At 59.2% G+C, this 19194-nt stretch carries 12 protein-coding genes and 1 pseudogene; 6 read left to right on the forward strand and 7 right to left on the reverse strand.

Features of this window, described 5'->3' with window-relative positions; genetic code table 11:
- Positions 1–263: 263 nt before the first annotated feature.
- Positions 264–1748, forward strand: coding sequence for a sodium/proline symporter PutP (putP, locus tag JMN22_RS06335; protein ID WP_198797243.1), 1485 nt, complete (start codon positions 264–266; stop codon positions 1746–1748).
- Positions 1749–1823: 75 nt separating this feature from the next.
- Here the strand turns inward: putP and JMN22_RS06340 are convergent, their stop codons facing one another.
- On the reverse strand, positions 1824–2324 hold the full coding sequence (locus JMN22_RS06340; protein WP_198797242.1) for a DUF2165 family protein: 501 nt from the start codon (positions 2322–2324) through the stop codon (positions 1824–1826).
- Between the two features lie 254 nt (positions 2325–2578).
- On the opposite strand from JMN22_RS06340, the pseudogene JMN22_RS06345 reads away from it, so the two are divergent.
- The 4 genes and pseudogenes from JMN22_RS06345 to JMN22_RS06360 all read left to right on the forward strand — a co-directional run.
- Positions 2579–4585 (forward strand): annotated as a pseudogene (locus JMN22_RS06345) (type VI secretion system Vgr family protein); the annotation flags it as partial.
- 1040 nt (positions 4586–5625) lie between these two features.
- The gene (locus tag JMN22_RS06350; RefSeq protein WP_030140928.1) at positions 5626–6015 is read left to right on the forward strand and encodes a hypothetical protein; all 390 of its coding nucleotides are present in this window, start codon (positions 5626–5628) and stop codon (positions 6013–6015) included.
- Between the two features lie 61 nt (positions 6016–6076).
- Positions 6077–6289, forward strand: coding sequence for a hypothetical protein (locus JMN22_RS06355; RefSeq protein WP_198797241.1), 213 nt, complete (start codon positions 6077–6079; stop codon positions 6287–6289).
- A gap of 49 nt (positions 6290–6338) precedes the next feature.
- A complete protein-coding gene (locus tag JMN22_RS06360; RefSeq protein WP_198797240.1) occupies positions 6339–6677 on the forward strand; it encodes a hypothetical protein in 339 nt (112 codons plus the stop codon).
- Positions 6678–7362: 685 nt separating this feature from the next.
- On the opposite strand, the gene JMN22_RS06365 is transcribed toward JMN22_RS06360, so the two are convergent.
- Positions 7363–7716, reverse strand: coding sequence for a DUF6124 family protein (locus JMN22_RS06365; protein WP_198797239.1), 354 nt, complete (start codon positions 7714–7716; stop codon positions 7363–7365).
- A 508-nt stretch (positions 7717–8224) separates the two neighbouring features.
- Here JMN22_RS06365 and JMN22_RS06370 point away from each other — a divergent pair.
- Positions 8225–9064: a 23S rRNA (adenine(2030)-N(6))-methyltransferase RlmJ gene (locus tag JMN22_RS06370; RefSeq protein ID WP_030140924.1), complete on the forward strand. Its 840-nt coding sequence runs from the start codon at positions 8225–8227 to the stop codon at positions 9062–9064.
- Positions 9065–9348: 284 nt separating this feature from the next.
- Here JMN22_RS06370 and msrA read toward each other — a convergent pair whose 3' ends face one another.
- The 5 genes from msrA to aceE form a co-directional block, all read right to left on the reverse strand.
- Complete coding sequence (gene msrA, locus JMN22_RS06375; protein WP_030140923.1) at positions 9349–9996, reverse strand: peptide-methionine (S)-S-oxide reductase MsrA; 648 nt, start codon at positions 9994–9996, stop codon at positions 9349–9351.
- Between the two features lie 84 nt (positions 9997–10080).
- On the reverse strand, positions 10081–12774 hold the full coding sequence (locus JMN22_RS06380) for a putative bifunctional diguanylate cyclase/phosphodiesterase (protein WP_030140922.1): 2694 nt from the start codon (positions 12772–12774) through the stop codon (positions 10081–10083).
- Positions 12775–12967: 193 nt separating this feature from the next.
- Entirely contained in the window at positions 12968–14362 is a 1395-nt protein-coding gene (locus JMN22_RS06385; protein ID WP_030140921.1) for an alkaline phosphatase D family protein, read from the reverse strand.
- A 300-nt stretch (positions 14363–14662) separates the two neighbouring features.
- Positions 14663–16309, reverse strand: coding sequence for a dihydrolipoyllysine-residue acetyltransferase (gene aceF / locus JMN22_RS06390; protein WP_198797238.1), 1647 nt, complete (start codon positions 16307–16309; stop codon positions 14663–14665).
- 11 nt (positions 16310–16320) lie between these two features.
- Positions 16321–18966, reverse strand: a complete 2646-nt coding sequence (gene aceE / locus JMN22_RS06395) for a pyruvate dehydrogenase (acetyl-transferring), homodimeric type (protein WP_030140218.1) — start codon at positions 18964–18966, stop codon at positions 16321–16323.
- Between the last annotated feature and the right edge of the window lie 228 nt (positions 18967–19194).

Below are 19194 nucleotides of genomic sequence, written 5' to 3' on the forward strand. Positions count from 1 at the left end.
AAAGAGAGCAAAATATGGCATTTGTAGGGAGATTCCGACTGGGTGCAACTTATTTCAACGAAACTGGTTGCACCTAATTTGATTTGTTGAATAGCATTCGCGGCCAAGGTGCAACCGGCTCGGGTCGGGGTGCATCGGCTGATGGCTTTCCTGGGGAAACATCAGTCATAAATTCGCGGGTCCACAAAACGTCAGTACAACGTTCGCGTTGTCGACGCTTTCAACTGCCACCGCACCATAAAAACAAAGCCAGGGCGTAACTCATGAGTGTTAGCAATCCCACCCTGATCACCTTCGTGATCTATATCGCAGCCATGGTCCTGATCGGCCTGATGGCTTATCGCTCCACCAACAACCTTTCCGATTACATCCTCGGCGGTCGCAGCCTCGGCAGTGTCGTGACGGCGCTTTCTGCCGGCGCTTCCGACATGAGCGGCTGGTTGTTGATGGGTTTGCCTGGCGCAATCTACATGTCCGGCCTGTCGGAAAGCTGGATCGCCATCGGCCTGATCATCGGTGCCTACTTGAACTGGCTGTTCGTCGCCGGTCGCCTGCGGGTCCAGACCGAACACAACGGTGATGCATTGACGCTGCCGGACTATTTCTCCAGCCGTTTTGAAGATACCAGCGGCCTGCTGCGGATCATCTCTGCGGTGGTGATCCTGGTGTTCTTCACCATCTATTGCGCGTCCGGCATCGTGGCCGGTGCCCGTTTGTTCGAAAGCACCTTCGGCATGTCCTACGAGACCGCGCTGTGGGCCGGTGCCGCCGCGACCATCGCCTACACCTTCATCGGTGGTTTCCTGGCGGTGAGCTGGACCGATACCGTACAAGCGACGTTGATGATCTTTGCCTTGATCCTCACGCCGATCATCGTGCTGCTGGCTACTGGCGGCGTCGATACCACGTTCCTGGCCATCGAAGCGAAAGATCCGACTTCGTTCGACATGCTGAAAAACACCACCTTCATCGGCATCATCTCGCTGATGGGCTGGGGCCTGGGCTACTTCGGCCAACCGCACATCCTGGCGCGCTTCATGGCGGCAGACTCGGTCAAGTCGATCGCCAAGGCGCGTCGCATCTCCATGGCCTGGATGATCCTGTGCCTGGGCGGCACCGTGGCCGTTGGCTTTTTCGGTATCGCGTACTTCTCTGCACATCCTGACCTGGCCGGTCCGGTGACTGAGAACCCTGAGCGCGTGTTCATCGAACTGGCGAAGATCCTGTTCAACCCATGGGTTGCCGGCGTGCTGCTGTCCGCCATCCTGGCTGCCGTCATGAGCACCCTGAGCTGCCAGTTGCTGGTGTGCTCCAGCGCCCTGACCGAAGACTTCTACAAGACCTTCTTGCGCAAGAGTGCATCCCAGGTGGAGCTGGTCTGGGTCGGCCGTGCCATGGTGCTGCTGGTGGCGCTGATCGCCATCGCCTTGGCCGCGAACCCGCAAAACCGCGTTCTGGGCCTGGTGAGCTATGCCTGGGCCGGTTTCGGTGCCGCCTTCGGTCCGGTGGTCCTGATCTCGGTGGTCTGGAAGAACATGACTCGCAACGGTGCCCTGGCCGGTATCCTGGTCGGTGCGATCACCGTCGTCGTCTGGAAGCATTTCGAGCTGCTGGGCCTGTACGAAATTATCCCGGGCTTTATCTTCGCCAGCCTGGCCATCTATTTCGTCAGCAAGATGGGCACGCCTACCACCGGCATGCTGCAGCGCTTCGAAGCGGCCGAGAAAGATTTCCGCTTGAATCAGTAAGGCTCTTGGCGAGCCTGTGATGGCTTGCGCAAAGAACTAGAAAACGGCCCGTCTCCATTGGAAACGGGCCGTTTTTTATGGCTGATGGTCCAGGGTGTCGGGTTGGTTGAGAAAGATCAGCACGCCCAACAGCGCCATGTAGAACCTGAACGCAGCATCCTGGCCATTCCAGGTCTCGGATTGCCACATCAGGAACCACTCGCCGCCGACGACCATGAAGCCGAAAAACCAGACGAAGAATCCCACCGTGAGCCCGACGACGGCGCACCCCTTGGCTTGATTGAAAGCCAGGCCATCCGCCCTGCGTGCCCGCCAGAGTTTCAGCGCGCCGTAGGCCAGCAACACCGTGGTCATCGCTTCGCCGAGGATGATCAGCCAATAAGCACCGTGCCACATCCAGGGCTCGTCGATGGTGCGATACCGGGCGGCATTGTCGGGAAAGGTGGTGTCCATGCTCAGCACATGCTGGACGAAATTGAAGTTGGAGCTGTAGTCCGTGACATTGTTGAACACAGTCAGGAAGGCGAAAGCGGCAAGTGCCAGGATCATTGCGATTTTCGTGTAGCGGATTGTCATGGGGTGCGTCCTTGGCTTTTTACGACGGAGGGACGTTATCACGGCTTTGCGCGATACAAGGCCCGCTGTCTTGTAAGAAGCCGCTGATTCTTTCGTACGAAGACTTTAGGCAGGCGTGTCTATCAGAAATTGCAACGCGCTCCGCAGCTTTTAGCCTCTTGGATGTAGGGGAAATCTGTTTTTCATGACATCCGGTCAACTCGCTCAATGAGTCATGCACAATCGCCCGCCTTTATTTCGCAGAGGCACATCGGATGTTCGCGCCTGCCAACCTACCGCGTTTCACGCTGACGCTCGACAGCGGGCCAAACGACCTCAAGGTGCTTGAGTTCAAAGGCAAGGAAGCCATCAGCCAGCCTTACTGCTTCGAGTTGGAGCTGGTCAGCGAGCGGCCTGACCTGCCGCTGGAGGAACTGCTTCATCGCCAGGCCTTCCTGGGTTTCGATGACCGGGGCGGTGGCATTCACGGCCAGGTCTACGCTGTGGCCCAAGGCGACTCGGGCAAGCGGCTGACCCGCTATCAAATCACGCTGGTGCCTCGCCTGGCGTACTTGCGTCATCGCATCAACCAACGGATTTTCCAGCACCTGAGCGTGCCGGATATCGTGGCCCTCGTCTTGAAGGACCACGGCATCCTGGCCGATGCCTTCCAGTTCAGCCTTGGCGGACAATATCCCGAGCGTGAATATTGCGTGCAGTACGGCGAAAGCGACCTGGTTTTCATTGAGCGTCTTTGCGCCGAAGTCGGCATTCATTACCACTTCCGCCACAGCCCTGACGGCCATCTGCTGGTGTTCGGTGATGACCAGACGGTGTTCTCGCGCTTGCCCGAATCCACGTTGTATCTGCCTGGCAGTGGCATGGCCGCCGTCGAGCCGGCCATCAAGCGCTTGGCGGTGCGGCTCCAGACCGGCACCACGGCCGTGACATTGCGCGGCTATGACTTTCGCAAGCCTGGCCTGCTATTGCAGGCCAATCTCGACAGCCAGAGACTTCCGACGCTGGAAAACTATCACTACCCAGGTCCGTTCACCGACCGCGACGATGGCAAGCATTCGGTCCGGCGGACCCTCGAACGGCATGGCGCCGACGGGCACCTGGCAGAGGGCGACTGCGATGACAGCGCTTTTGTCAGCGGGCATTTCATGCGCATCAAAGAGCACCCGCGCACGCAATGGAACGACCTGTGGTTGCTGACGCAGGTCGATCACCATGGTCGACAACCGCAAGTGCTGGAAGAAACCGCCTCCGCCGGCCGGGATGAGTTCCAAGGCTACCGCAACGCCTTCCTCGCAACGCCGTGGGAGGTTTTCTTTCGTCCGCCGTTGCAGCACAAGAAGCCGTCCGTCAACGGTTTCCAGCCGGCGGTGGTGACGGGGCCGATGGACAGCGAGATCCATTGCGATGAGTTCGGGCGGGTCAAGGTGCAACTGGTCTGGGACCGTGACGGCGAGCGCGACGAGCATTCCAGTTGTTGGCTACGCGTGGCGACCGGTTGGGCGCACGATCGCTATGGCAGTGTGATGATCCCTCGGGTAGGGATGGAGGTCCTTGTCGGGTTCATGGACGGCGACGTCGACAAACCGTTGGTGGTGGGCTGCTTGCCGAACGGTGCCAACCCGGTGCCCCTCGACCTGCCGGCGGACAAGACTCGCAGTATCCTGCGCAGCCAGAGCAGCCCCGGCGGCGGTGGCTACAACGAATTGCGCATCGAAGACCGCAAGGGCGCCGAGGAAATCTACCTGCGGGCGCAGCGCAACTGGACCCAGCATGTGCTGCATGACCAGCGTGTGCAGGTCGATCATGAGCGCAGCATCGTTGTCAGTGGTTTGTCCCGGCACGAACTCAAGGGCGGCGAGCAGCGCATCACTGAAGGTCGACGCCAGGTTGAAGTTCGCCAGGACGATCACCTGATGGTGACCGGCGATCGGCACATCCGCGTCGCCAACCAGGCCCTCAACGCCGCCGGGGGATTCAGTGTCAGCGCTGGTCAGCAAGTCGTGCTGGAGGCGGGTGCCAGCGCGACCGTCCAGGCCGGCGGGCACTGGATCAACATCGGCCCGGGCGGAATCTTCAGCAGCGTGCCGATCCAGGTCGGCGGAGCGCCGATGGTCGCAACGAGCGCCGACCCCGTTGCGCCGGGTGCCCTGGAAAAACTCGCCGCGGCCCCAGCCCCGCGCCTCTCTCACGCCCAGATCCAAAGCTTGAAAAGCCCCGCACCGTTCTGCAAGGAGTGCGAGTGCTGCAAGGATGGCGCCTGCGACCTGTCGCCGCCCGGTGGGCAGTCCAAGCGCCAGGCCCCAGCGCCGGACTCGGCAAAAAGCGTAGAACCGGGTTTCCACATCGTCGAACGGGCCATGCCCCGCTCGGAACTGGAGCGGTGGTTGTTCATGGAGTCAGGTGTCTCGCTCCCGTCCAACTTCAACCGCTTGAATCCGCAACTGGGCGACGCGGTCAAACCCGGTCAGCTCATCGTCCTGAGCGACCCACAAAACACCCAATGCACCCGTGAAGAAGCGCTGCTGATGGAGGCCGCCCAGAAGGTCAACGAAGCGCTGGCGCCCATGAGCGACGCCGAAGCGGATTTCATGGCGCAGCACCACGGTGAAATCGAATCGTTCCTCGCCAAAGGGTCCACCTCGGTGGGCATCGGCGCAGCCATGTTCGGCCAGCACCTGGGCAGCTTGAAAAGCAACATGGTGGAGCTGGAACAACTGCACCAGCGCACCTTTGACAAACACGGGAAGTTGCAAGGCGCCGACTTCTTCGCCGAACGCAAACGCCTGATGGGCCAAATCGACAACAGCCTCGGGCCGTTGGTGCGCAAGGGCACGGGCATTCCCAGCCATCCAAAGCTCAAGAGTGCGCTGGGAATTTCCAATCGCAGCCTGGTGCATCACTGGAGCAAGGCTGGGGTGGCGGGTGGGATTCCGGGGTATGCAACGCATATCGAGGGGGTGAGTCGGGCCAGTAAGTACATCAAGGCTGGGGGGTGGATTGGAATTGGGTTGGGGGCGGCGGCTTGGGGGTTGAAGGTGAAGGAGACGTGTCGGGTGGGCAGTGCGGAGGAATGTGAGCGGGTTAAGTTTACTGAGGCTGGGAAGTTTAGTGGTGCGCTTGGGGGTGGCGCTGTAGGCACTCTAGGTGGAGCCGGCGTTTGTGTTGCTATTGGGGCCGGCTCGCTTGGATGGGGAGGAGTTATTTGTGCCATCGTTGTTGGATCGTCAACATTAGTGGGCGGAGAAATAGGGGCGATGGCAGGAGAAGGAATTGGCGAAATAATATACGAGGCTAATAAGTAATGGCTCTTTGGGTTGATGCTTATAAGGTTGCACTCGTTTTGGTGGGTTTTATTATTCTGTTTGTTGCAGGTGTCTATTTTTATTTGGCTGCATTTCGACTGGCTGTTTTTATGTGTTTTTTTAAGCGGTCTAAAGCGATTAGTTCCATGCGCTGGCTTTTGGGGACGTTCTGGGGGGGCTTTTTAATACTGGCTATTATGTCTGCAATGGTGACGTTTCCGAGCGGACAGATAAAAAAGGGACTGTTAGACCAACAAGATTTCAATGAGTTGCCCAGAAAAATTGTTTGGCTGTTTAGGGGGGGTACGTTGGGTGCAATTTTCCTGTTGGGATTGATGTATCTATTAGTTGAGGTCGGGAAAAATATGGGTTGGATATTAAAGCCATAAACGTCCGCTGTTCAGTTATGGAAGCTGGAAAAAACTTGGAGACGTAGCGGGTGGAGGCTGGATGAGTGCGCAAAAAGAAATTTATGCATTGTTCTGGGTGTTTGTTTTGGCTTCAACTTTAGTCGTTGTGTTCTGTGGCTTGTATCTGATATTTTTTCGAATGAATGAGTTGCTAAGGAATTTAAGTCGTAGTTTGTATATTCAAAAAATCAAGTGGATGGCCGATGTCGGGGAAGGCGCCGGAGAGATTATTTACGATGGAATAACCAAATGAGAAGTGAGCAGGAAACTAATTTTTTGCTTGTCGCGGGAGGAGGGATTTTTTGCTGGGTGCGGTATTTTTCGTTGGGCAAATATATTTGGTTTTCTTTCGAAAGGATGAGGTGTTTGGGGCGCTGCACAGCTCAAGCGGTCTAAGGCGGAGGCGGACGGCGGTGGGTGAAGGAGTGCTTGGTGACTACTTTACGATGTTAAGTGTCGGTGCTTTCTTGCTGTTTCCTGAGCGAGCGATCAAACAAGGCGAGTTGAGTCGAGAGGATTTTATATTTTTTCCAAAAAGCCTGCTCAGGGTGGTTAGGTTTCTTTACTCAGTGGGGTTGGTGGGAGCCGTATTTTTATTGGGTGTAGGTGTGGTTGGGGTAGTGGCAGGTTGGCTGAAATAATCCGATGCCAAGCGCGAGTAATGGAATAACGACATTGGGCCAGCCGGTGTGACTGGTATCTCAGGGTGAGGAAGGGGCTCGATGATGAAGCAGGCAGATCCCAGGGAGGTACTTACTGGTGAGAAGCGATATTGAATTACTGTATTTCCTGAGCGTCGGAATAATTATGTTGGTAGAGCTTATAGTCGTCGTCCTGTTATTGTATTTTTCATATTTTCGAATGGATGAGATCGTTTCTGGTTTTAGCCGGAGCAGGTTCTTTTTGTCGCGAAGGATATTTAATGGTAGAGATCCTTGCTCCCGGTTTTTTTTGATGATCAGCGTGGGTGCTACTCTTCTGTTCTCATCGCGCGCTTTGAAGAGTGGTGAGTTGGATTGCGAGGATTACAAGGAGTTTTCAGCGCGATTGAGACGAAAGATACAGTTTATTTATTTAGTTGGGCTGGTTAATGGTTTTTTCCTGTTTTCCATGACCGGATTAGGCAAATGGGTAGGTTGGGTTCGGTGATAGTTCGGTTCGGTGGGAGGGGGCTTGCTGCCGTGTCGATCCGATTTCTATATCACGCGCGGGGCTGGGTTTTTGTTGCTCCTGTCCGGGTACGTGTCGATTCACTGAATTCCACTCGCGCCATATAGCTGCCTGGGTTTGTCCATTTGCTATCGAGCAAACCCAGGACCGCAGACCCTATATCGGGTCAACCACATCCAATGCCCGGTTCGCCAGCAACTGGCTCAACTCGATCATCTGTTGCACCCCCAGCGCGATATGTCGTCGGGAACCGTCCAGGTCGAAGGCCAGGTCGCTGACCATGGCGTTGGCCGAGGCCAGGGTTTCGCTGAGGTTGGCGAGCAGGCATTCGGCGTCGATGTCAGGGGCGATGACGAAAAGGGTATCAGGGGTGTTGGACATTTTTTTCTCAGCTTTTGGCTTCAGGTAATAGTCCAGGGCGCGGGTGGCGGCTTCGTCGAGTTTCTTGGCGTTGGTCGATTGAGTGCGGGAAATGTGGTCTTTCGGGGGATTCGGCGTTGGCTTGGACATAGTCTTGGATCCTTAAGTTGGAGCCACTGCCAATCCGCTACTAAACGAGATGGGCGGCAGCTGTACGCAGGTTAGTAGACCGGGGATCCAAGGAACCGGCGCGCCCGAGGGCGCCCTGCGCACAGCCACCATTGAGCACAGGTAAAAAACACCCAGCTGAATGGAGCGGTGAGCACCTTGGAATACCGAGCTACTAAACCCGATCACTGATGGGCAGTGACGGAATCAAAGTACCGGTGGCCTCCAAGGCGCACAAGCCGGCGGATTCTGGCTTAGTTGTAGGCAACGGCGCAAGGCACTGTAGCCTTCCGTTGTAGTTCCGATAGGGGATGAGTGTAGGACGGTGTAGGTTCGGATCGGTAGCGGGCGGCCGGATGGAAAAGGGGCTGCTGCGCAGCCCAGCGGGAGCAAGCTCCCTCGCCACGGCGGGCGGTTCTGCCGCTCGGCCGCGAACCCCTGACGTTCGACGCGCTTCAAGGTAAACTCGTCGCCCTTCGCAGGAGCCGCCATGAATTATCGCCACGCCTTCCACGCCGGCAATCACGCCGATGTGTTCAAACACCTGACCTTGACTCGTCTCATCGCCTTGATGTCGCGCAAGGAGCAGCCCTTCGCCTACCTCGATACCCACGCGGGCATCGGGCTTTACGATTTGCAGGGCGACCAGGCCAATCGCACCGGTGAATACCTGGAAGGCATCGCGCGGTTATGGGATCAGGACGACCTGCCGCCCCTGACCGCCGATTACATGAAGGTGCTGCACGAGATGAACCCGGACGGCCAGTTGCGCTATTACCCTGGCTCACCGGAGCTGGCGCGGCGCCTGACCCGGTCGCAGGATCGGGTGTTGCTCAACGAGAAGCATCCGGAGGACGGCGTGCTGCTCAAGGACAACATGAAGGGTGATCGTCGCGTGGCGGTGCATCTGGGCGAAGGCTGGCACGTTCCTCGTGCGTTGCTGCCGGTGGCAGAGAAGCGCGCGCTGATGCTGATCGATCCGCCGTTCGAACAGCTTGACGAGATGCAGCGTTGCGCCGCCTCGCTCAAGGAGGCCATCGGCCGGATGCGCCAGACGGTGGCGGCGATCTGGTATCCCGTGAAAGACCAACGCATGTTGCGTCGTTTCTATCAGGACCTGGCGGGCACAGGCGCGCCGAAGTTGTTGCGGGTGGAGTTGCTCGTGCATCCGTTGGCCACGCCCAACAGCCTGAACGGCTCCGGCCTGGCCATCGCCAACCCGCCATGGGGGCTTGAGGAAGAGTTGCGTGAGTTGCTGCCGTGGTTGTCGAAGAAGCTTGGGCAGACCCAGGGTGGCTGGCAGATGGATTGGTTGATCGCTGAAAGCTGATCGCTGAGCCGATGCATTCAGGTCGACAGGCAGGACGCCTTCGCGAGCAAGCCCGCTCCCACATGGGGTGTCGAGGTGTACGCAACATCTGTGTCCGCCCCGGGCCCCTGTGGGAGCGAGCTTGCTCGCGATGGCGGCGGCACATCCAACATCACCGCCCCAGATCCACCGCTATCGCGAGCAAGCTCGCTCCCACATGGGGATCTGAGGCGTACGCAAGAGTTGTGTACGCCACCGGACCTGTGGGAGCGGGCTTGCTCGCGAAGCTTTTCAGGACCAGAACGTCAGATCGGGCAAGTCACGCCCGTGCCGCCAATCCCGCAATACCCCTCAGGGTTCTTGGCCAGGTATTGCTGGTGATACGCCTCGGCAAAGTAGAACGTCGGCGCCTCGTCGATTTCGGTAGTGATTTCACCTTTACCGGCCTTGTTCAGCTCAGCCTGGAACACGTCCTTGCTGTTCTTCGCCGCTTCCAGTTGCTCGGGCGTGGTGCAATAGATCACCGAGCGATATTGGGTGCCAATGTCATTTCCCTGGCGCATGCCCTGGGTCGGGTTGTGCAGTTCCCAGAACATTTTCAGAAGCTGCTCGTAGCTGACCTTCGCCGGCTCGTAGACCACCAGCACCACTTCGCTGTGGCCGGTCAGGCCAGAGCAGACCTCTTCATAGGTCGGGTTCGGCGTAAAGCCGCCCGCATATCCCACCGCCGTACTGACCACGCCTTCACGTTGCCAGAACTTGCGCTCCGCGCCCCAGAAGCAGCCGAGGCCGAAGATGGCGAAATCCACGTCCATGGCAAACGGGCCCAGCAGCGGCGCGTCGTGGACGAAGTGTTTTTCCGGCACGGCCATCGGGGTTTCACGGCCGGGAAGAGCTTGATCGGGAGTAGGGAGCACGTTTTTGTTCACCAGGATTTCCGAGCGCAAGACCATCATCAGTCCTCTCAGTCAGATTGAGTTGAGCGAAATAGACCGTCAGTGTGCCTCAGAAAAGCCGCCGCAAGCTATAAGCGACTGTCAGACCAGCGGGCCGCGCGGGTAGCGCTTGAGCTTCTCGATAAGCTCTGTGCCGGGGATCGGCCGGTCGAAGAGGTAGCCTTGGCCGACGTCGCAGCGATGGCGGCGCAGGAAGGCGAGCTGCTGGGCGGTTTCGATGCCTTCGGCCACGACCTTGAGTTTCAGGTTGTGGGCCATGGCGATCACCGCGGAGGTGATTTCCATGTCGTCCTGGTTGTCCGGGATCTCATGGATGAAGCTGCGATCGATCTTGATGATGTCGATCGGGAATTTCTTCAGATAGCTCAAGGACGAATAACCGGTGCCGAAGTCATCCATCGCCAGGGTCAGGCCCAGGCGCTTGAGCTGGTCGAGCTGCAGGTGGGTGTCTTCGGTCGCTTCGAGCAGCAGGCCTTCGGTCAGTTCCAGCTCCAGCAACCGCGCGGGCAATTGTTCTTCCTTGAGGATGCTGGCAATCGAGGCCACCAGGTCCGGATCGGAAAACTGCTTGGGTGACAAGTTGATCGCCACTTGCAGGTTGCCCAGGCCGGCGGCGGTCAGCTGTTTGCTCATACGGCAGGCCTGGCGGGCGATCCATTTGCCGATGGGGATGATCAGGCCGGTTTCTTCGGCCACGCTGATGAACTGGTCCGGGCGGATCATGCCCTTCTCTGGGTGGTTCCAGCGCAGCAGCGCCTCCATGCCCAGCAGGCGACCGCTGCGCAGGCAGAGCTTGGGCTGGTAGAAGACATCCAGTTCATTCTGAGTCAGGGCCCGGCGCAGGTTGTTTTCCACGAACAGCTTGTAACTGGCCTCGGCGTTCAGGGCCTCGGTGAACACCTGGACCTGATGCTTGCCGTTGGCCTTGGCCTTGTGCAGGGCGAGGCCGGCGTTGCGCATCAGCGTCTGCGGGTCGCGACCGTGCAGCGGCGCGCAGGCCAGGCCCACGGAGCCGGTCACGCTGATCAATTGGTTATCGACGAACATCGGCTTATCGAGTGTCATCAGCAACTGGCTGGCGATCTGTTGCCCGGCCTCGAGGTCGGTGTCGTCCAGCAGTACCGCGAATTCGTTACTGGCGAAGCGCGCCAGGCTGCCGCTGGGGCTCAGGCTGTTGCGCAGGCGCCGGGCCAGGCTGATCAGCAGTTTGTCGCCGGTCTGGTGGCCGAGGCTGTCGTTGATGCGCTTGAAGTTGTCGATGTCCACCAGCAGCAGGCTGATGGGCGAGTCGCTGTCCCGGGCGAAGCGTTCATCGAGGTTGCGAATGAACGCCGGTCGGTTGCCCAGGTTGGTCAGGTTGTCGGTATAGGCCAGGCGCTCGATGCGCTGCTGGGCCAGTTTGGTCTGGGTGATGTCTTCGTAGATGCCGATGTAGTGCGTCAGTTCGCGGTTGTCGCCATAGACCTTGGAAATCGACAGCTGGCCCCAGTAGGGTTCGAGGTTCTTGCGCCGACTCTTGAATTCGCCCTGCCAGCTGTTGCTCTGGGCCAGGGCTGAGGGCGCATCGAACAGCAGCTCGCTGAGGTTCTCCAGGGCTGGCAGCTCGGACAGCCGTTGGCCGTGCACTTCCTCGGTGGTGTACTGGGTGATGGCGGTGAAGCTCGGGTTGACGTATTCCACCACGCCGTCGCAGTTGACCAGCAGGAACGCGTTGGCGCTCTGTTCCACGGCGCGCTGGAACAGATGCAGGGCGCTGGTGGCGGTGCGGCGGTTGTGGTTGTTGATGACTTGGGCGAATTGGTCCGCCAGTTCACCGGCGAAGGCGATTTCGTCCGACTGCCAGGCGCGGGTGACGCCCACTTGTTCCAGGCATAGGACGCCGACCACCTGGCCATCGATCCGGATGCTGGCGTCGAGAATGGCGTTGACGTCGCGGGCCCGCAGGTTCTCGGCCATTTCCCGGGTGCGCGGGTCGCGCATCGCATTGTGCGCATCGATGGCTCGGCAGGTCTGCAGTGCCTCCATGTAATTTGGAAAGTCGTTGGCGTTGATGACATCCGGAAGGAAGTAGTCCTGGGAGGCGCGGTTATAGGCCGAGATCGGCACCAGTTTGCCGTCTTCCAGGTTCCAGATGCTTGCGCAGTCGATCTGGTAGATATCGCAGGCGCTGCGGGTAATCAGCTCGGCGGCCTCTTGCAGCGAGTTGTTGGCGCTGTAGCGCTGGCGGGTCAGCAGCAGGATCAAGTCTTGTTGGGCGCGGACCCGGTCCAGGTGCTGGAGCTGTTCCTGCTGGGCGCGCTGGTTCAGTTCCAGGGCAATCTGCAGTCGTGAGTTCTGGGTTTCCAGATCGACGGCCGGCAAGGACGGCTCGTCTTGCAGCAGGTCGTCGACGACCAACAGATAACCGCGCAGCAGGTGACGATTGTGCTGCCTGTAGGCCTCACCGGTCTCCAGCAGGTTCATCGGCCCCTTGGCGGTGTGCAGCGTATAGCGGATCAGGTAGTGGGACGCCTGGGCCAGTTGCTGCTGGATTGCGTCATGCAACTGATAGCGCGCTTCCGGCTCCATCAGGCTGGCGTATGGCGAACTGACCAGTGAGCACAGTTCCACGGCCGGCAAGCCGAAGTAGCGTTCGCAGTTGGGGTCGAGGAACAGCAGCGCCCAGCTTGCTTCATTCAGCCGTTCGAAACGCAGCATACCGAGCCGCGAGGGCACCGGTAACTGCGTCACTACCTCGGCCGCCATACGGCTGGCGGCATCGGGTTGGCTTTTCATGGGGAAACTCGCTTCGAAAATGCTGATCGCGCCGGGCTGACGCCCTCGTCATTACGGATTGCCGCAAGGTTGCATCATTGCGGCCCTGGCTGACAAGAGACATGAAGGCCAAGTGCTATAAACCTTTTATCGGCCGACAAAGGGATTTCTCCAGTTGCCAACCGATCAGAGGTATTCATTGGCCTGCCGCCGATCAGCGCAGCGGTATATCGACGACCTCCAACGGAGCGCCGTCACGGTCATGAAACGTTACCTGAACGCTCTGGGCCGTGACTTTCAGCTGAGCGAAGTTGTCCTGGCTGATCACCTTGCTGGTCAGTTCATATTGGTACTCACCGCTTGGAGCCCGGGCCATGGGTTTACCAAAAATAAAAGTCGAGGCCTTGGCGTAGGGCAGTAGCTTGCTGTTGCAAAACGGCGACGAAACGATGGTATGAACCTGGAAGTCAGGATCCTGGCTATGCGCCAACAGGCTCGTCAGGGAGCCATGCACGTCACCAGACACGAAAATCACGTTCTTGATTCGATGGCTGCGGATGGCCTCCAGCAGTCGCAGGCGCTGCGCCGGAAAGGTCTGCCAGGCGTCCCCGCCATTGAGTCGACGGTCGGGGTAGAACATGACGCTGGTGACGACGAACTTGACGCGGGCGGTGCTGTTGATCAGCCAGTCGAGCAGCGATTGTTCCTGTTCGGCATCCAGGATGCGCCGGTCTTCCATCGACAGGTTGCGGCGAGTCCGACTGTCGGTCACGAACCATTCGATATCGCCGTGGGCAAATAAATACCAATAACGGGGCAGGGCTTGGCTTAGCGTGCCGTCGCTTAAAAGTTCATGGGCCGGGCTATGGCTGGCTTGATAAGTCTCATAGGCGTCCAGGGCATTTGCATAAAGTGATTCATCGTTCTTGTTTCTGTTGGTCGGCCAGTTGTCTTCTATTTCATGATCGTCGAGCATCATGTAAGTGGGAACGCTGGACATCAACTTCTTTATGTGGGGTTGGGAAAACGCCGTGCGGTATTTGAATAACATGTCCTTGTGGCTGCGGTCCGGGGCAATGATGTTCAAGTCGTCGAGATAAACCTGGTCTCCGGTCATCAGCACGGCGCTGATTGGCGGATCGGCCTGTTCGACGATTCGGTTGATGCCGGCGAACGTGCGGTCCCCCAGCGCTGGTCGCGATGGGACGCCAGCGGTGATCCGAAGGTATCGGCAAGAGCCGACGATATAGCTGCGCGCTGCGTCGCTCTTGTCGGGTGGTGTGCGCAGTTGATAAACGTCCTTGGGCCATTGCAATGGTAATTCCAGGATGGTTTCGACGGTATGGGCCGGGCTCAAGGTGGATTTCCAGCCGGCCTGGTATTCATAAGCGGTATTGGACTGGAGACCTTTCAATACGATGACGGCGGAAAAGTCGCGGTAGGAAAACAGTCGGACAAACTTTCCTCTTGACCAGGCGATGTCGCCTTTTCGCCTGTAGCGAATGCCGGCGAAGACGGGATTGTTATTGTCTTTATCGCCTCGTAGAAATACACGCGCGTGATCGGTTGTTGTATGGCCAAGAAGAGGGCCGACAGTAGGCTTTAACATGTTCGAATCCATTCGAAGTTATAAGAAGTGTTTGGTGGTTGAGGGCTGTTAGTAGGCGGTCGGAACTATGCTAAAGCGTTGCGCGCGATAAAGAGTTAGAGGGGAGGGGGCGTCTGTTGTGGGCAATGGCTAATAGAAGAAGTAGGTCTTGTTGCGTAACGGAGTAGGAAAAGTCGTGGTTGGATAAGACAGTTTTATCCAACCCAAAAAAAGCCCCGCCAAATGGGCGGGGTTGAGGTACGAGCGTGGCGCTCGGAAAACGACTGCCGAACGGCCCTCCGCGAAGAGGGCCTTTCGGTGTTACAGCAGGATGGTACGGATATCGCCCAGCAAGTCGCTCAAGCGCTTGGTGAAGCGCGCGGCGGCGGCGCCGTTGATCACACGGTGATCGTAGGACAGCGACAGTGGCAGCATCAGCTTCGGCTGGAAGGCCTTGCCGTCCCAGACTGGCTGGATAGTTGCCTTGGAAACGCCCAGGATCGCCACTTCCGGCGCGTTGACGATCGGCGTGAAGCCGGTGCCGCCAATGTGGCCGAGGCTGGAGATGGTGAAGCAGGCGCCCTGCATGTCGTCGGCGGTGAGCTTCTTGCTCCGGGCTTTTTCGGCCAGGGCAGCGGCTTCGGCAGCCAGTTGCAGCAGGCTCTTCTGGTCGACGTTGCGGATGACCGGTACCAGCAGGCCTTCCGGGGTGTCGACGGCAAAGCCGATGTGCACGTATTTCTTGCGGATCACCGCCTTGCCGCTTGGGGCCAGGGAGGCGTTGAAGTCCGGCAGTTCCTTGAGCAGGTGCGCACAGGCCTTGAGCAGCAGCGGCAGTACGGTCAGCTTGACGCCGGCCTTTTCCGCCACGGCTTTCTGCGCGACGCGGAAAGCTTCCAGCTCGGTGATGTCAGCCTGGTCGAACTGAGTCACGTGCGGGATGTTCAGCCAGCTGCGATGCAGGCTCGACGCGCCGATCTGCATCAGGCGAGTCATGGCCACTTCTTCGGTTTCGCCGAAGCGGCTGAAGTCCACCGCCGGGATCGGCGGGATGCCCGCGCCGCCGGTGGCGCCTTCGGCTGGAGCGTTCTTGGCCTTCTGCATCATGGCCTTGACGTAGGCCTGCACGTCTTCCTTCAGCACGCGACCGTGAGGACCGCTTGGGCCGACGGCCGACAACTCGACACCGAATTCACGGGCCAGCTGACGCACCGCAGGGCCGGCGTGCACCTTGGCACCGCTAGGCGCAGGCGCGGCGGCGACAGGGGCAGGCGCAGGCGCTGCTTCGGCCTTGGCCGCAGGCGCGGCGGCTGGCGCTGGTGCTGCTTCAGCCTTGGCGGCCGGCGCAGCGGCCTGGGCTGGTGCGGCAGGTGCCGAGGCACCCGCTACTTTCAGCTTCAGGATCAGGTCGCCAGTGCCGACTTCGTCTTCCAGCTTGACCTCGACGCTTTCCACCACGCCGGCGGCTGGCGAAGGGATTTCCATGCTGGCCTTGTCGGATTCCAGGGTGATCAGCGACTGGTCGGCTTCGACGGTGTCGCCGGCCTTGACCAGGACTTCGATGATCTTGGCCTTGCCCGACGAACCGATGTCCGGGACGTGAATGTCCTGGACCGTGGCAGCGGCAGGCGCGGCGGCCGGAGCGGGAGCCGCTTCGGCAGCCGGCGCGGCGGCAGGCTTTTCAGCCGCTGCCGGGGCAGCAGCAGGGGCGGCCGCTTCAGGCGCCGCAGCGGCGCCCTCGACTTCCAGCTCCAGCAGTTCGTCGCCTTCTTTCAGGCGATCGCCCAGCTTCACTTTCAGGCTCTTGATCACACCGGCCTTCGGCGCAGGCACTTCCATGCTGGCCTTGTCCGACTCAAGCGTCAGGATGCTCTGGTCGGCTTCGATACGGTCGCCGACCTTCACAAACAGTTCAATTACTTCACCTTCACCGCTGCCGATGTCAGGTACGCGAATGAGTTCGCTCACGAAAATTCTCCTCAGCAGTCCAGTGGGTTGCGTTTTTCTGGATCGATGCCGAACTTGGCGATGGCTTCGGCCACCACTTTAGGTTCGATATCGCCACGGTCAGCCAGGGCTTCCAGGGCTGCCAACACAACGAACTTACGGTCGACTTCGAAGAAGTGACGCAGCTTCTTGCGGCTGTCGCTACGGCCGAAACCGTCGGTGCCCAGCACTTTGAATTCCTTGGAAGGAACCCACTGGCGGATCTGCTCGGCGAACAGCTTCATGTAGTCGGTGGAGGCGATGACCGGACCTTTGCGGCCGTTCAGGCATTCTTCGACGTAGCTCAACTTTGGCTTCTGGCCAGGGTGCAGGCGGTTGCTGCGCTCTACGGCCAAGCCGTCGCGACGCAGCTCGTTGAAGCTGGTGACGCTCCAGACGTCGGCGCCAACGTTGAACTCTTCACGCAGGATCTTCGCTGCTTCACGCACTTCGCGCAGGATGGTGCCGGAGCCCATCAGCTGGACGTGGTGCGCCGCTTCGCGGGTGTCTTCCTCGAGCAGGTACATGCCCTTGACGATGCCTGCTTCCACGCCGGCCGGCATGGCTGGCTGCTGGTAGGACTCGTTCATCACGGTGATGTAGTAGAAGACGTCCTGCTGCTCTTCGGTCATCTTCTTCATGCCGTCCTGGATGATCACCGCCAGCTCGTAGCCGTAGGTCGGATCATAGGTGCGGCAGTTCGGGATGGTCCCGGCCAGCATGTGGCTGTGGCCGTCTTCGTGCTGCAGGCCTTCACCGTTGAGGGTGGTGCGGCCGGCAGTGCCGCCGATGAGGAAGCCACGGGTACGGCTGTCGCCAGCGGCCCAGGCCAGGTCGCCGATGCGCTGGAAGCCGAACATCGAGTAGAAGATGTAGAACGGCAGCATCGGCTGGTTGTGGCTGGAGTACGAAGTACCGGCCGCAATGAAGGAGCTCATGGCGCCCGCTTCGTTGATGCCTTCCTCGAGGATCTGGCCCTTCTTGTCTTCCTTGTAGAACATCACCTGGTCTTTATCGACTGGCTCGTAGAGCTGGCCGACGGACGAGTAGATGCCCAACTGGCGAAACATGCCTTCCATACCGAAGGTACGGGCTTCGTCCGGGATGATCGGGACGATGCGCTGGCCGATTTCCTTGTCCTTGACCAGTTGCGCGAGGATCCGCACGAAGGCCATGGTGGTGGAGATTTCACGGTCGCCCGAGCCGTCCAGGATCGCCTTGAGGGTTTCCAGTGGCGGGGTCGGGATGCTGAAGCTCTTGGCGCGGCGCTGTGGCACGAAACCGCCCAGGGCTGCGCGGCGCTCGGCCAGGTAGCGGGCTTCGGCGCTGCCTTCTTCGGGCTTGAAGAACGGCAGGTTTTCCAGCTCGCTGTCCTTGACCGGAATGTCGAAGCGGTCGCGGAACAGCTTCAGGCTCTCGACATCGACCTTCTTGGTGTTATGCGCGGTGTTCTTCGCTTCGCCGGCACCGGTGCCATAACCCTTGATGGTCTTGGCCAGGATGACAGTCGGTTGTTCTTTGTGGTTGACCGCCTGGTGGTACGCCGCGTAGACCTTGTACGGGTCGTGGCCACCACGGTTGAGCTTCCAGATCTCGTCGTCGGACAGGTCCGCAACCATGGCCTTGAGTTCAGGCGAGTTGAAGAAGTGCTCACGGACGAACGCGCCGTCCTTGGCCTTGTAGTTCTGGTATTCGCCGTCGATGACTTCGTCCATGCGGCGTTGCAGGATGCCGTCGACGTCCTTGGCCAACAGTGGGTCCCAGAAACGGCCCCAGATGACTTTGTTGACGTTCCACTGGGCACCACGGAACACGCCTTCGAGTTCCTGGATGATCTTGGCGTTGCCGCGAACCGGGCCGTCGAGGCGCTGCAGGTTGCAGTTGATGACGAAGATCAGGTTGTCCAGCTTCTCGCGGCCGGCCAGGGAGATCGCGCCCAGGGATTCCGGCTCGTCGCACTCGCCGTCGCCCATGAAGCACCAGACTTTCTGCTTGCCTGGCTGGATGAAGCCACGGGCTTCCAGGTACTTCATGAAGCGCGCCTGGTAGATCGCCTGGATCGGGCCCAGGCCCATGGAAACGGTCGGGAACTGCCAGAAATCAGGCATCAGCCAAGGGTGCGGGTACGAGGACAGGCCGTTGCCGTCCACTTCCTGGCGGAAGTTGTTCATCTGGTCTTCGGTGATGCGGCCTTCCATGAACGCACGGGCGTAGACGCCTGGCGATGCGTGACCCTGGAAGTAGATCAGGTCGCCGCCGTGCTCGTCGGTCGGGGCCTGGAAGAAATAGTTGAAGCCGATGTCATACAGCGTCGCGCTGGAGGCGAAGCTGGAGATGTGACCGCCCAGGTCAGAATCTTTCAGGTTGGTACGCATGACCATGGCCAACGCGTTCCAGCGCACCAGCGAGCGAATGCGGCGTTCCATGAACAGGTCGCCAGGCATGCGTGCTTCGTGGGTAACGGGGATCGTGTTGCGGTACGGCGTGGTGATGGCGTAGGGCAGTTGCGAACCGCTGCGGGTTGCGAGTTCACCCATACGGGTCATCAGATAATGAGCACGGTCTTCGCCTTCTTTGTCGAGAACCGATTCCAGGGCGTCCAGCCATTCCTGGGTTTCGACGGGATCGAGGTCTTGCATGGCTTGCTCCAGGGCGGAAAGGCTACCAGAATCGGTTGCCTGAGTTTGCGACTGGCCTTGTGGGCAGACGATATAAATTCTTGGATTGCCGAAGGTTGTTTCGGCGGCGTGTAGTTTTACTACAAATCGTCGGCCGTTTCAGCCTTTCGAATGTATAGACGAGTAGTAAAACTACACATGAGCGGCTGATGGCCCCTCGTTTCGTTGTGAGAATAATCGTTACTGTTG

It is taken from the genome of Pseudomonas sp. HB05, assembly GCF_016756915.1.
GTDB classification, from domain to species: domain Bacteria; phylum Pseudomonadota; class Gammaproteobacteria; order Pseudomonadales; family Pseudomonadaceae; genus Aquipseudomonas; species Aquipseudomonas alvandae.